The sequence below is a fragment of the Undibacterium sp. Rencai35W genome (genome assembly GCF_049340185.1).
Classification (GTDB): Bacteria; Pseudomonadota; Gammaproteobacteria; order Burkholderiales; family Burkholderiaceae_D; genus Undibacterium.
In genome coordinates this window covers 198,990-213,171 of sequence record NZ_JBMPPC010000005.1, presented here as the reverse complement: position 1 = coordinate 213,171, position 14,182 = coordinate 198,990, and the positions used below count along the sequence as shown (strand labels likewise).

The window sequence follows — 14,182 nt, the reverse complement described above, 5'->3', positions numbered from 1 at the left end:
CTGATAAGAATTGAACCATGTCTAAATTCCCGAACAACTTTACCTGGGGTGTTGCAACCAGTGCTTACCAAATTGAAGGTGCGGCAGCAGAGGATGGCCGCGGCCCTTCAATCTGGGATACCTTTACGAATACTCCAGGAAAAATTATCGACGGATCAACCGGCGATGTCGCTTGCGACCACTACCATCGTTATCAGGAAGACGTAGAACTGATCGCCTCCTTGCATGTCAACGCGTACCGATTCTCGGTATCCTGGTCACGGGTACAACCGACCGGATCAGGCGAATGGAATGAGGCTGGTTTTCAATTTTATTCCAAATTACTCGATCAACTTATCGCAAAAAATATTCAGCCACATCTGACGCTGTATCACTGGGATTTACCCCAAGCCCTACAAGATCAAGGCGGATGGCTGAGCCGCGATACAACACAACATTTTGCACACTATGCAGCAGAGGTAGCACGTCGCTTCGGCGATCGTGTCGCCAGCATCGCCACCCACAATGAGCCGTGGTGTACTTCAGTTCTTGGTCACGGCACGGGTCAATTCGCACCCGGCATGGCAGATCCTGTATTAGCGATTCAGGTGTCTCATCATCTGTTGCTGTCGCATGGCCTGGCATTGCAAGCCATGCGTGCTACCGGCACTAAAACTAAACTTGGCATCGTTCTGAATCAGTGGCCGGTCACCGCCGCTACCGACTCTGCCGAGGATCTCGCCAAAGCCAAGCTCGAATACGCACAATCTGTGCAGTGGTATATGGATCCTATTTTTAAAGGCCATTATCCGGCACTAGCTTTGGCACATCTTGATCAATCGCTTTTGCTCATTCATGAAAACGATTTCAAAAATATCCAGCAACCACTCGATTTTCTGGGGGTGAATTATTACACCCGTACCTTCATTAGTACCGAACACCCCCCACGCAAACCCGAGGGCAAATTAGGCTTTAGTGATATGGGATGGGAGACCTATCCCGATGGCTTAACCGATCTGCTGGTCGGTTTGCATCAAGAATATACGTTACCTCCGGTGTACATCACTGAAAACGGCATCGCCGTTGCCGATCAGTTGAACAAGGATAGCGGTGGCATCGATGATCATCAAAGAACCGACTATCTGCGTCGACACCTTGACGCGTTGCAAGCAGCGATGCAGCAAGGAGTTGATGTACGCGGCTACTTCTACTGGAGCCTGATGGATAACTTCGAATGGAATTCTGGCTACGCCAAACGTTTTGGCATGGTCTATGTCGATTATGCGACGCAACAACGTACCGTCAAAGGAAGCGGCATCTGGTATCGCCAGTTTATCGACTCGCACATGGCATTACATGCCACCCGTGAATATGCACAAAGTAAAACAGCGTAGCCATCTCAGGTAACAGCGCATGGCGACAGCAAAGGATGTAGTACAGCAGCAAGGAGTGCAGTAAGAGGTGAGTAATTAGCAAATATCCGCCCCAAAAATGGCAGTTAAACGATAGTGCCACCTGATTTTTTGCAGGATAAAAAGTAATAAAACTCAAGACAAATTGATCAACATGGTAATAACAGCGCCACGCACAGCAATAAGAAGTACGGGCCGTAAAAATGGGAGCGAGAGAAGTATGAACACATCATAAAATGTACCTCATCCAATCTAACAATAAACCAAACTCCATACGAGATATTAGAGGACGACAAATGAACCACTTTAAAAAAACAACGATAGCACTGAGCCTCGCTCAAATTGCGTTCGTTTCCAGCGGTACCGCAACAGCGCAAACTGCACCTGCAGCAAACAATGAAAAAATCGATAGTATCGTTGTCAGCGCTACACGACGCGACACCATGCTACAAGAAACTCCGTTGGCAATTACCGCCTTCACCCAGGAAACTCTTGCCAATAATCAGGTCAAGGATCTCGCCTCTCTGATGGCATTGATCCCTAGTCTGAATGTGGAACAGCACGGCGACTCCGGTGGTGTACACGTCTACATGCGCGGCGTCGGCTCAGCCAACCACACCGAACTAGGTGATCCTGCCGTGGCTTTTTATATGGACGGTATCTACATGCCACGTCCGCAAGCAGCCACCGCATTAATGTACGATCTGAGTCGTGTTGAAGTTGCCCGCGGCCCGCAAGGTACGCTGAACGGACGTAATTCAACCGCAGGTGCAGTCAGCCTGGTATCCGGCGCGCCGAGTACTGATAAAGTCTTTGGTTCAGCCAGTATTACGGTTGGCGACTATCGTCATCTGCAAACACAAGCGATGATCAACATTCCTTTCAGCGACAGCGTGGCATTACGCCTCGCTGCGATCAAGGATTCGCATGACGGCTACGTCGATTTTCAGAAAGGTTCTAACGTTTTGCCTGGAGCGGCCAAATACGGTGCAGGTAATCAAGAAGGCGCACGCGCTTCTTTGCTCTGGAAAATCACGCCGGATCTGAAAGCCAGTTTCATTGCTGACTATTACAAAGACACCGGTGCTGGCAATATCTATCTGGCAGTCGAGCCAAGAGCGGGTCAGACATTGCGCTCTGCCCTGGTAGACACACCCGGAACACTTGATCAATCAATCATGTCGTATAAAGGCAAGATTTCATACAAGCTAAATGAAGCGACTGAGTTGCAATACATGGGTGGCTTTACCCGCTACCAACGTACCAATGCCAATGATGCCGACGCTGGCTTGTTCCCGGGATTTAAAGCAGAAAACCGTACTGACTGGTCCACATTTGACAGCACTTCGCATGAATTCCAATTACGCTCCGATGACAACAGCGCATTCCAGTGGTTAGGCGGTGTCTTCCTGTTCAACGAAAAAAATAAAATCCGTTTTGACATTGATCGTAGCCAGATCGCACCTGCCACACTGGCTCAAGACATTGCATCTGGTTCAGTTATTTTTGTACAACCTACCGTTGGCCAATACGCGTCGATGATGTCCTTTATCCAACCGGATCGCCAGCTTAAATCCAAAGCCGTCTTCGGTCAGATCAGTCAGGAATTGAATGACCAGCTGAAGTTAACAGCAGGAGCACGCTACACCAAAGACAGTAAATCCGATGTTGGTGGCCGTAACTGGGCATGTCCCGGCTGGCCTAGCCCGGGTGTTTATGGTACCACGCCATTGCCAAGTGACGCCTATGCCTATGCTCAGTTGGTCACACCGGGCGGCGGCCTGGTCAATACCCACAACGTCGGCCCCGGCGGCACCATCAATGCAGCAACGTGTGGTCGGAACTATCAAGGCGAAAACGATGCATCGCTCGAATATAGCCAGGCAACTTACCTCGCTCGCGGTGAATACAAACTGGCAAAAAATACCCTGCTGTTTGCCTCAGTAACTACAGGCTTCCACTCTCCGGCAATCGGTGATGGTGGTGCCACGACCAAGCCAGAAAAACTGACGAGCTATGAATTGGGCTTCAAAGCCGATTTGTTCGATCGTCAGCTATCCTTGAATATCGATGCCTTCATGATGAAGTACAAAGACAAACTCGAATCACAGGTCGTCAATAATGTACTTGCCAACTTCAATGCTGCTGGCGCCACAGTCAAAGGTATAGAAGCAGAATGGGCATGGCGCCCGACCAACGTAGATCGCTTCACAGGCAACGCAACCTACCTGAATGCTGTCTATGACGACTTCATCTCTTGCGACACCGATGCAGCCCGCGCAAACGGACAATCCTGCGGCTCCACCGCACCGAATGTCAATGTTGGCGGCAGCACGATGAAGCATGCGCCGAAGTTTGCCACCACGGTGCAGTATGAACACGACTTCACCCTGGCTGGCGGTATGTTGACGCCACGCGCCTCCCTGCACTACGAAAGTATGTCCTTCGTCGGCAGCGGTGCATTTAATAACGAGGTACCAGGCCATCCGGGAGTAAAGAAGCAAGAAGCCTACTCGACACTCGACCTGAGCCTGCGTTACGCACCGTATAACAAAGCCTACACATTAGAAGCTTTCGTCACGAATGCTACAGATAAAGCTGTCAAACTAGACGTCGCTGATCTGTGTGGCGATCTGCCATGCCGTCCGGATCAACAACTATTCGGCGCGTTCTACAACGCACCTCGCACTATGGGCGTTCGTGTTTCATATAAGTTCTAAGTTTCTGCACTGATATAGCAAGCGCAGAATTGGCGTAGTCGTAGAAGTGCCGTAGTACGCTAAAGCATGCAGTAGCGCATCGCGGCAAAGCAGTAGTAGTAAAGTAGTAGAACGTGCATTAAAAGTGTTGTAGTAAGTCCGTTGTATCGGAATACAGTTTGAACGCTGTATTCCGCTAGTCATACCCACTCCTTGTGCCGCATTCGTGCGGCACTTTTTTTTGCCTGTCGCCTACTCCACCGTGATTGGCAAGGTCTCGCGTGACACCCTCATTTTAATCAGCACAAGGTCAGCGAAAACGTATCCGGTAAAATACCCACTGATTCTATCAATGACAGTCATCCGACGTCACCGCGGGTGAAGAGGCAAACACTCACGATCAGCAATACACAACTGGTAAAAAAAATTTAAAGCAAGCATGAGCAAAGCAATCATCACTCCATTACCACATGAACTGCCGTGACAACTGCGGCGCCTGCTGCATTGCGCCTTCCATCTCCAGTCCGATACCGGGTATGCCGCTTGGCAAGCCGGCCGGCGTACGCTGCATCCAGCTCGCGGATGATCATCGCTGTAAAATTTTCGGTCGGCCAGAACGTCCTGCATGTTGCGGTGGCTTGCAGGCATCGCTAGAAATGTGTGGCGAAACGCGGGAGCAGGCACTGATATGGATTGCTGAGCTGGAGCGGATTACCGCGGTCAGGTAATATATTTTTCGAACAATTCTTATTCAATCTTTATTCAATCACGTCAATGACACCAAACCTAAGCACGATCATTCTGTACGCCAGAGATATGCAAAGAACCGCAGCGTTTTATCAGACGTTTTTTGGGTTCGTCACTACGGGTAGTGTTGTCGAAGGATTGATTGAATTGCGGGCTGCTGATCACGGTGCGGGCATATTGATTCATCAGGCCGCCAAGAGTGTCAAACTGGGGCAAGCTGCTGTAAAACTGATGTTCGACGTCGCAGATATCGAAGGTTTTAAAAAGCTGAGTGCGGAACGGGGTTTGATTTTTGGCAGCACACATCAGGCTAAGGGTTACGCCTTTGCTAACGCCAAAGATCCGGACGGCAATTCTGTTGCGATCTCTAGCCGGGCTTTCCGTGAAAATACATAGAACTCAGTTCTTGAATAGGCGCGCTGATCCGTCTTGTCGCTGGGCTATCCCGGTTGGTAGATCTTGAGGTCCAGCCGTTATTCTGGTCATCGTCATTTACTCTTACTGTCTCGCGAATACCATTAACCGATACCGCATTTATCGCCACCGACTTCTATGCAAAATTATCTGATAGCAAGCACCTATATCGATTTCGACGATCCGGATGTGTCGGCACTGGCAGCTACATTCGCCGAGGGCGCATCATCACAACGGGATGTGGTTCAGCGGTGTTTTGAATTCGTCAGGGATGAGATCAAACACAGTGTTGATTTCATGCGCAATCCAGTCACCTGCAAGGCGTCTGAGGTACTACGACATGGCACCGGCTACTGCTATGCAAAAAGTCATCTTCTCGCCGCCCTATTACGAGCGAATGGCATCGCCGCCGGATTGTGCTATCAGCGCTTATCCGTAAGCGGACAAGGCGCGCCATTTTGTCTACACGGATTGAACGCCGTCTATCTTGAGGAGTTCGGCTGGTACCGCATCGATGCGCGCGGCAATAAGCCGGGCGTCAGAGCACAATTTTCGCCCCCGGTTGAGGCACTGGCGTTCCCTATCCTCGATGCGCAGGAGAGAGACCTGCCGGAAATCTGGTCGGAGCCCTTACCAATAGTTATCGCTACGCTCAAAAAATATAGCCGCGTTGAAGACGTGTTATGCGATTTACCGGATGTACAGATCTTGCAGTAAGTGCGGGCAAGCGCAGGGGTCGTGTCAGTCCATGCAAGCCTCTGCTATCTACCTTCAGATAATTTCTATTTACTACGATAAAAAACCATACTCCTACTGAGTATTTTTCAACACACCAATAGAAATAGCCGGACTAGGCCTATTTTTACTCTAAATATAGGGGAGTATATTTCCCCACACTCTATTGCTGAAATATTGAGCAGCGCGCTACAGGTGCACATGTTAAGCTTCGTGCCGACTAAATCCTGCTCGCATTGTTGAGCTTTTTGCCCCTTTTAACCCTTTCACTCTTCCGCTGACTATGGATATTCTCTTCGCCGTAAAAATCATCATCATGGGTATTGTCGAGGGCCTGACAGAATTTTTGCCTATCTCATCGACGGGGCATTTAATCCTGACCGGTAGCTTGCTGAACTTTACGACAGAGACGGCCAAGGTATTTGATATCGTGATACAGGCAGGGGCCATTTTTGCAGTGTGCTGGGAATATCGCCAAAAGATTGCGAGCGTCTTGCTCGGTCTGGCGAGTGAAGCGAAAGCGCGTAAATTTGCAGTGAATCTGGTCGTTGCGTTCTTACCAGCTGCTATTCTCGGCGTGCTGTTTATCAAAAAAATTAAAGCACATCTGTTCGCCCCGGTACCGGTTGCGACGGCGTTTATTGTAGGTGGTCTGGTTATCTTATGGGTAGAGCGCAAACGCGCTGACACCGCCACAGACAGTGGCGCGGATAGCCATGATGATCAGCATGCACGCATCCATTCTGTCGATGACATGACGGTCATCGATGCACTCAAAATCGGTATTGCACAATCGTTTGGCCTAATCCCTGGCATGAGCCGCTCTGGCTCGACGATTATCGGCGGTATGCTGTTTGGCCTGTCACGCAAGGCAGCGACAGAGTTTTCTTTTTTCCTGGCGATCCCGACCTTGCTCGGTGCCACCGTATTTTCCCTCTACAAAGCGCGCAACGACCTGTCCGGCGCAGATCTGCCTATGTTTAGTCTGGGAACAATTGCCGCATTTATTTCAGCATTTTTTTGTGTACGCTGGTTATTGCGTTACATCAGTTCGCATAACTTCAATGCCTTCGCCTGGTATCGCATTGCATTCGGCATCATGATTTTGATTACCGCGTACACCGGCACCATTGCATGGGTTGAATAAGTAGTGATAAAAGCAGTCACAGAAACAAGTAATAGCAACAATCCTGCCCTGCACTTATTGCAGACCGTATTTGGGTATCCGTCTTTTCGCGGGCAGCAAGAGCAGATCGTCGATCATGTCGTATGCGGTGGCGATGCGCTGGTCTTGATGCCGACCGGCGGTGGTAAGTCACTGTGTTATCAGATTCCTGCCTTGATACGTCATGGCGTGGGCATTGTCATCTCGCCCCTGATTGCGCTGATGCAGGACCAGGTCGATGCGCTGGAAGAAGTCGGCGTGCGCGCTGCGTTCTTAAACTCTACCCAGAGTTTTGATGAAGCCCTGCGCATCGAGAGAATGATGCGCGAAGGCGAACTCGATATGGTCTATATCGCACCGGAACGGCTGATGACGCAACGCTGCCTGGAACTGTTATCAGTGACGCCGCTCGCCTTGTTTGCGATTGATGAGGCACATTGCGTATCGCAATGGGGTCATGATTTCCGGCCGGAATACATCAAGCTGTCTGTCCTGCATGAACGCTTTCCAGAGGTACCTCGCATCGCGCTGACGGCAACAGCAGATCAGCAAACGCGTGATGAGATTATTCATCGCCTGCAACTAGAAAATGCGTTGCAATTCGTCTCCTCCTTTGACCGTCCCAACATCCGTTATCAGATCGTAGAAAAGGCGAACGGGCGCAAGCAGCTGCTCGACTTCATCAACGCCCAGCATAGCGGTGACGCCGGTATTGTGTACTGTCTGTCCCGCAAAAAAGTAGAAGAGACCGCCGAATTCCTGAACGAAAATGGTATCACTGCCCTACCCTATCATGCAGGAATGGCGCTGCCAGAACGCACCAAAAATCAGGCGCGCTTTCTGCGTGAAGATGGCATTGTGATGACGGCCACGATTGCGTTTGGCATGGGCATTGATAAACCCGATGTACGCTTTGTTGCGCATCTGGATTTGCCTAAAAGCATAGAGGGTTATTACCAGGAAACCGGTCGCGCCGGTCGTGACGGTGCGAGTGCCAATGCGTGGATGGCCTATGGTTTGCAAGACGTGGTGCAACAGCGCCGTATGATCGACGAATCAGAGGCCAACGAAACCTTTAAACGGGTGCAAGGCGTCAAACTGGATGCAATGCTCGGCTTGTGTGAAACACTGAATTGCCGGCGCGTACATATCCTCGATTATTTTGGCCAGCAATCGCAACCTTGTGGCAATTGCGATACCTGTCTCGCACCACCGACTTCATTTGACGGCAGCCTTGCCGCACAAAAAATTCTCTCCACAATTTATCGTGCGGATCAACGTTTTGCTGCGGGTCATATCATCGACGTATTACGCGGGATCGATACTGATCGCGTCAAGCAATGGCGGCATGATCAGCTCTCGACTTATGGTATCGGCTCGGATAAAAGCGAAGCAGAATGGCGGGCGCTGTTACGCCAGCTGATCGCGCTCGGCCTGGTCGCCGTGGATTATGAGAACTTCAGTTCACTTAAGCTCACTGAGGATTCACGTGCTGTATTAAAAGGCGAAACGAAGGTGCAATTGCGGCAGTATAAAAAAGCTGAAAAAGCCGTTAAACATAAGCGCCAATCCGCCAGAGATTATGCCGAGGAAAATCTCTCCACCGTTGAACAGACCATCTTTGAAAAACTACGCTGGTGGCGAGTCGAGACGGCAAAAAAACACAATACGGCGGCCTTCATTATTTTTCATGATTCGACACTGCGTGAAATTGCCAAAGCACATCCGCGGTCAATGGATGACCTGCGCGGCGTAACGGGTGTCGGCGAGAAAAAACTCGAACGTTACGGTGCAGAAATCGTCGCCCTGATCGCTGAAGTCGAATAAAAAACCAGCCATGTCACGCTCGCAACGTCTGCTCCAGCTCATGCAAATACTGCGTCGCCACCGCTACCCGATCACCGGCGCGGCACTGGCAAGCGAATTGGGAATCAGCCTGCGCTCACTGTACCGCGATATCGTGACGCTGCAAGAACAAGGTGCAAAAATTGAGGGCGAGGCGGGTCTCGGCTATGTACTTCAGCCGGGATTTAACTTGCCACCACTGATGTTTTCTGAGGAAGAAATCGAAGCAATCGTGCTGGGATTCCGCTGGGTTGCCGAACATGGCGATACGCATCTGGCAGTCGCTGCACGTGATGCACTGGCAAAAATTGCCGCGGTACTTCCGGGGGATTTACGTCATGATCTCGACACCACGGCTTTATTGATCGCCCCCGGTCAAGAGATAAGCAAAAATGATGAACACCTGCGTCTCATCAGACGTGCAATCCGCACCGAACATAAACTAGATATCCGTTATCTCGATCAGCATGGCAACGCCAGTCAACGGGTAATCTGGCCGTGTGCTCTGGGTTTTTTTGATCGCGTCCGCGTGATCGTCGCGTGGTGTGAATTACGTCAAGAGTTCCGGCATTTTCGAACTGACCGGATTGCCCAGCTCTGCGTAATGGAACAAAACTTGCCACGCCGCCGTCAGGCTTTACTCAAGGAGTGGAGAATTCTGGAAGGTGTGAAAGCGCAATAGAATGCGTAATAAAAAACGTCATATCGATTCTCTGCTGATGTGAAATAGAACTGTTTTTTTCAACACCTTCGGTTGGATATTTTATAGGTATTAATGCATCAGTAATTGCCAAGCAATCGTCATCTGAGCAGCAACACCGGTCAAGAATGCCAGCGTACGTATCCACGGAATAGCGAAGGTGTAAGTGATGGCATGCACCACGCGGGCCCAGAAATACACTACACACGCCGTCGCAATCGCTGCACTGCTCACTCCGGCAAACTGTGCGATCAACACCAGAGGTGCGAACACGACCAGATTTTCTATCGCATTCGCATGCGCTTTCATCAGACGTTGTGCCCATGCCGTTTGTGGCTTGGGGTGTTCAGGATAACCAACTGAGTTCGACAGGCCGCCAGCAATGACACGGTTCAAAATATACGGCACCCATAACAAACCAGTAAAAGTAGTGACGAGCGTGAGATAAAACAATTCTGTTTTCATGAGTGTCTCTTTCTATTATTGTGGTCTAGAGCCATACACTATGCTCAATGCGTGGCTCAACGTGATGATGTCATGTCGTTACACAGCCAGCAGCCAGCATTGACCGTGCGACAAATGCAGTGTAATTCTTTTCTCAAGCGCGGTGTGACTGGCATGTGTGACTGACATGTGACTACAGGCACTTCAGCTGGCGGCTGTAAGCTTAGCGCTCACATTTTTACTCATATTTTTATTCCAAATCTCACTCTACTGTCACCGCTACATCAACACCTTTGGTGGCAATATTCCCTGCATAGTCCGATGCAAAAATTCTGATGAGGTAGTTTCCTTTTGCCAGGTCAGCGACAGGCAGATGGCTGGTTTTTGCTACGCCATCTCTGACGATATTGCTCACCATATATTGAAACCGTGTTTCGGCATTACCATGTACCGTGATTCCACTATGCGGTGCGTAGGCGATCTTGACCGCATCTTTGTCGGCAGGTAATTGACTAAAATCGAGAGTGATCACCGGTTGTTCATAGCCAGCCAGTGCCTTACCATCCTTGCTTAATAACTGATAACCAAGCTGATACAAACCTAAGCGTCGTCTGGCAGCATTGCCGTCGACTTTGTCGTAGGCATCAACTACGATACCCAGATCGGCTGTGCCTTGCGGAACATGCACATGACCATCGCGTGCCTTGGTGATGATGTTGCCCTTGCCATCCAGAATCGATACCTCATCAATGACGGGGGCGATCCTGTCAATCAACCCGTCCAGTGACAAAGCCAAAGGATTCCGGTAACGTCCGTACTCCTGGTACGCCAGATGGACATGGAACATGCGATTGACCGTGCCTAATACATCACCGGTGACAAAACGAGTTCCGCGCTTGACACGCACTCGCCCAAGCTTGCCGTCTGCGTTGACGATCTGCGTGAATTTGTCGGGATTCACTGAAACATCTTTAATGGTCCGGCCGACCCGCATATGGATGTAGCTCATCTTGTCGATCGCGAGACCTTCGCTCAACTCCCCGAATCCCCAGTTCGGCATCGGATCGCTGATTTTTTCATCCATGACTGCCAGGACATTTGCCCCCATGTCAGCTTGCATATCTACACCATTATGCAGATGATCACGGTTTTCCCCTTTAAAGTTACCGCGTACTTCTCCGATAACACCGACGATTTCATGCGAAGCGTGTTGTGGCTTTAAGGGCCAAGGTAATTTGTTCAGCGTTGCAGCGGACAGTGATTGTTCTTGTCGCTCATGCAAAGCCTTGAGACTGGTATCCGTGTTTGCCGAAGCATTTTTCAGTTGTTGAACCGAACGCGCTACCGAATCGACCACCAGCAGATTGCCATTTTTTTGAAAGGCGATCGCGACTGGCCACTCGAATTCGGTATCCGACTCTATCCCGGTCATTGCCTGTATTTGCTGCTCAGGCGTCCAGGTGAGGATTTGACCGCTGCGCATCTCGGCGATATAGAGGATTCCATGTTGATTCAACGCCAGGGCGCTTGGCCTTTTGAGTAAGGCCTCTTTATCTTCCGGCAGGGAGCGCGCAACTGTGCTGACGACACCTTCATGACTGATATGGCGAATCGCATTGTTACGGGTATCGGCAATCAAGAGTTCGCCTGCGGCGTCGACAATGACAGCACAGGGCGTATCAAGCAATGCCTCACTCCCCGCACCATCCGCATAACCCGGGCGACTACCGGCAATCGTCGTGACTTGCCCGTCCGGACTGATACGGCGAATCCTGTCGTTATAGGTATCAGCAACATAAATATTGCCGCTCTGATCGATAGCAACACCAATCGGCCCGTTGAACATGGCCTCCTTGCCTGCGCCATCTTTAAAGCCCGCAACGCCAGTTCCCGCAATGGTCGTCACAACACCTTGGGGAGAAATTTTACGGATCGCATTATTACCAGTGTCTGCCACCAACAGATTACCCGCCATATCAAGGGCAAGTCCGGAGGGCGTATGAAACATCGCCGCAGCACCGGTACCATCAGCATAACCTTCACTACCGCCAGCCAGAGTCGTAACCAGCCCTTGAGTTGAGATTTTACGTATCCGGTTGTTGTCACCAGCGTCGCTGACGTACGCATTCCCTGCCGCATCAATGACTACACCATACGGATCAGAAAAACGTGCCGCAGCAACATCTGCATCCTTGAATCCCGCTACTCCATCACCGGCAAATACAGTTCGCGTCACAGGTGAAGCAAGTACGGCCGGACGTGCCTGCACAGGTGTACTGAGGTTCTTCGACCAGGTCTGTCGTAGATGATCGGAGACCATGGGGCCGTGAAACAACAGATATGCGCCGCCGGATACAAGGACAAGAAATATACCGAGGATCAGAGGAAGTTTGATTTTATGAAAAGACACGTGGAAGTAGATTGACTAATTCTGGATTGGCAAGTGTAGCGCAAGTGACGTAAGAATTTTTCTGCATATCAATGCGCCGGTCATTCACTACTGACAGAAACTGACACAGCCAGCTACGACAATGACTTCGCTGCAAAACAAAAGGGAATGAATTGCCCTTCACACTAATTTCTTGATAAAGGACACACCATGCCACATCCTAATTTCATCATTCTATATGTCGACAATACTGCTGCCAGCGAACAGTTCTACAGCACTATATTAGGCATGAAGGCGATAGAGTCATCGCCAACATTCGCCATGTTTGCACTCGACTCTGGTGTCATGCTAGGGCTTTGGTCAAAGCACACCACAATACCAGCACCGTCACATCAGCAGATGGGCGGCACTTGCGAAATTGCATTTGCGCTGGGCAGCAAGGCGATCGTCGATCAGACATATCACGACTGGAAAGAGCGCCACCTGCCGATCGTACAAGAACCCGTTGAGCTGGATTTTGGCTATACCTTTGTTGCAACAGATCTGGACGGCCACCGCCTGCGGGTGTTTGCGCCAGGTAATTAGAATTATGTAAGACTCAATAAAAATGCGCATTAGCAGCCAATATTGACTGCTAATGCGCATCATATTTACCCAATATTTTTAGATTTTTTAGATTTTTTAGATTTTTTCTCTTTTACCTGACGCTGAAAATCGATGAAGATTTTTAAAGATATCTTAAACAATGCTTTTACACGCACGCAGAATCTAGCGGATAAAACGAGTCAAGTAAAAAATTTTTAACGCTTACTAAACACTAAATCCCAAACACCATGACCAAGCTTCAGGCCACGGTTTTCAAATTTTGTGACAGGGCGATAATCGGGTCGCGGTGCATAAGCATCCGCGGTATTTTGCAGGCTTGGCTCTGCGCTCAGCACATCGAGCATCTGTACCGCATATTCTTCCCAATCGGTTGCACAGTGGAGGTAACCACCTGGGGCAATACGCGAAGCGAGCAGAGCAACCAGCGGGCCCTGAATCAGGCGGCGTTTGTTGTGACGTGCTTTGTGCCATGGGTCGGGGAAGAAGACATGTACGCCTGCAAGTGAATTGGGCGCAATCATGTTTGTAAGAACTTCAAACGCGTCATGCTGAATAATGCGTTGATTTTTTAATCCTGATTCATCTGTCAATTTCAGCAAACTACCTACACCGGGCGTGTGCACTTCAACACCGATGAAGTTTTTTTCCGGCATGCTGGCAGAAATTTTAGCGCTGGTTTCGCCCATGCCAAATCCAATCTCGAACACTGTAGGCGCATGGCGACCAAACGCGGCATCGATATCTAATACAGCCTTTTGATATGGCAACATCAATTGCGGGCCAAGCGTCTCGATTGCTCGCGCCTGCGCATCCGACAAACGACCGGCACGTGTCACAAAGCTGCGAATACGATGCTCGGTTGGGTCGTAGAAAAGTGGCTTAGATAAGCCGTCGGCGGGTTTGGAATCGGACATACGTGTGAGCTTTAAGAAAGATGAGGATCCATTTATCCGGATCGGCTCATGAGAATTGGATTAACTGATTGAATTGACTTGCGACGCTTAGTTAAAGTTAAGCGTAAGCCAGAGTAAAGACGTATTTTACGCG

Annotated in this window: 12 protein-coding genes; 9 read left to right on the top strand and 3 right to left on the bottom strand. The window is 49.9% G+C overall.

Annotated features, from left to right (window positions below):
• Window positions 1-17 precede the first annotated feature (17 nt).
• The 8 genes from ACO0K3_RS12850 (at window position 18) to ACO0K3_RS12815 (ending at window position 9,678) form a co-directional block, all read left to right on the top strand.
• Entirely contained in the window at window positions 18-1,373 is a 1,356-nt protein-coding gene (locus ACO0K3_RS12850; protein ID WP_422985161.1) for a GH1 family beta-glucosidase, read from the top strand.
• Window positions 1,374-1,687: 314 nt separating this feature from the next.
• Window positions 1,688-4,111 (top strand): TonB-dependent receptor, encoded by a 2,424-nt coding sequence (locus tag ACO0K3_RS12845; protein WP_422985159.1) that lies wholly within the window; start codon window positions 1,688-1,690, stop codon window positions 4,109-4,111.
• Between the two features lie 449 nt (window positions 4,112-4,560).
• Window positions 4,561-4,818 carry a YkgJ family cysteine cluster protein gene (locus tag ACO0K3_RS12840; RefSeq protein ID WP_422985157.1) on the top strand — a complete coding sequence of 86 codons (258 nt, stop codon included), beginning with the start codon at window positions 4,561-4,563 and terminating at the stop codon, window positions 4,816-4,818.
• A 46-nt stretch (window positions 4,819-4,864) separates the two neighbouring features.
• Window positions 4,865-5,233, top strand: a complete 369-nt coding sequence (locus tag ACO0K3_RS12835; protein WP_422985155.1) for a VOC family protein — start codon at window positions 4,865-4,867, stop codon at window positions 5,231-5,233.
• A 156-nt stretch (window positions 5,234-5,389) separates the two neighbouring features.
• Window positions 5,390-5,968, top strand: a complete 579-nt coding sequence (locus ACO0K3_RS12830) for a transglutaminase-like domain-containing protein (RefSeq protein ID WP_422985153.1) — start codon at window positions 5,390-5,392, stop codon at window positions 5,966-5,968.
• A gap of 301 nt (window positions 5,969-6,269) precedes the next feature.
• Window positions 6,270-7,133, top strand: coding sequence for an undecaprenyl-diphosphate phosphatase (locus ACO0K3_RS12825; RefSeq protein ID WP_422985151.1), 864 nt, complete (start codon window positions 6,270-6,272; stop codon window positions 7,131-7,133).
• 3 nt (window positions 7,134-7,136) lie between these two features.
• Window positions 7,137-8,978, top strand: a complete 1,842-nt coding sequence (gene recQ / locus ACO0K3_RS12820) for a DNA helicase RecQ (protein ID WP_422985149.1) — start codon at window positions 7,137-7,139, stop codon at window positions 8,976-8,978.
• 10 nt (window positions 8,979-8,988) lie between these two features.
• On the top strand, window positions 8,989-9,678 hold the full coding sequence (locus ACO0K3_RS12815; protein WP_422985147.1) for a helix-turn-helix transcriptional regulator: 690 nt from the start codon (window positions 8,989-8,991) through the stop codon (window positions 9,676-9,678).
• A gap of 90 nt (window positions 9,679-9,768) precedes the next feature.
• Here ACO0K3_RS12815 and ACO0K3_RS12810 read toward each other — a convergent pair whose 3' ends face one another.
• Together ACO0K3_RS12810 and ACO0K3_RS12805 are read right to left on the bottom strand one after the other, a co-directional pair.
• Window positions 9,769-10,161, bottom strand: coding sequence for an MAPEG family protein (locus ACO0K3_RS12810; RefSeq protein ID WP_422985145.1), 393 nt, complete (start codon window positions 10,159-10,161; stop codon window positions 9,769-9,771).
• Window positions 10,162-10,402: 241 nt separating this feature from the next.
• Window positions 10,403-12,550: an NHL repeat-containing protein gene (locus ACO0K3_RS12805; RefSeq protein WP_422985143.1), complete on the bottom strand. Its 2,148-nt coding sequence runs from the start codon at window positions 12,548-12,550 to the stop codon at window positions 10,403-10,405.
• A 189-nt stretch (window positions 12,551-12,739) separates the two neighbouring features.
• Between ACO0K3_RS12805 and ACO0K3_RS12800 the strand changes: the two genes are divergently transcribed.
• On the top strand, window positions 12,740-13,114 hold the full coding sequence (locus ACO0K3_RS12800) for a VOC family protein (protein WP_422985141.1): 375 nt from the start codon (window positions 12,740-12,742) through the stop codon (window positions 13,112-13,114).
• Window positions 13,115-13,329: 215 nt separating this feature from the next.
• On the opposite strand, the gene trmB is transcribed toward ACO0K3_RS12800, so the two are convergent.
• Window positions 13,330-14,049 carry a tRNA (guanosine(46)-N7)-methyltransferase TrmB gene (gene trmB / locus ACO0K3_RS12795; RefSeq protein WP_422985139.1) on the bottom strand — a complete coding sequence of 240 codons (720 nt, stop codon included), beginning with the start codon at window positions 14,047-14,049 and terminating at the stop codon, window positions 13,330-13,332.
• Between the last annotated feature and the right edge of the window lie 133 nt (window positions 14,050-14,182).

Bases quoted from the DNA above. Each gene is read 5' to 3' on its own strand.
- ACO0K3_RS12830 (WP_422985153.1), top strand. From the start codon at position 5,390: ATGCAAAATTATCTGATAGCAAGCACCTATATCGATTTCGACGATCCG.
- ACO0K3_RS12835 (WP_422985155.1), top strand. From the start codon at position 4,865: ATGACACCAAACCTAAGCACGATCATTCTGTACGCCAGAGATATGCAA.
- ACO0K3_RS12810 (WP_422985145.1), bottom strand. From the start codon at position 10,161: ATGAAAACAGAATTGTTTTATCTCACGCTCGTCACTACTTTTACTGGT.
- ACO0K3_RS12840 (WP_422985157.1), top strand. From the start codon at position 4,561: ATGAACTGCCGTGACAACTGCGGCGCCTGCTGCATTGCGCCTTCCATC.
- ACO0K3_RS12800 (WP_422985141.1), top strand. From the start codon at position 12,740: ATGCCACATCCTAATTTCATCATTCTATATGTCGACAATACTGCTGCC.
- ACO0K3_RS12825 (WP_422985151.1), top strand. From the start codon at position 6,270: ATGGATATTCTCTTCGCCGTAAAAATCATCATCATGGGTATTGTCGAG.
- trmB (WP_422985139.1), bottom strand. From the start codon at position 14,049: ATGTCCGATTCCAAACCCGCCGACGGCTTATCTAAGCCACTTTTCTAC.
- ACO0K3_RS12850 (WP_422985161.1), top strand. From the start codon at position 18: ATGTCTAAATTCCCGAACAACTTTACCTGGGGTGTTGCAACCAGTGCT.
- ACO0K3_RS12815 (WP_422985147.1), top strand. From the start codon at position 8,989: ATGTCACGCTCGCAACGTCTGCTCCAGCTCATGCAAATACTGCGTCGC.
- ACO0K3_RS12845 (WP_422985159.1), top strand. From the start codon at position 1,688: ATGAACCACTTTAAAAAAACAACGATAGCACTGAGCCTCGCTCAAATT.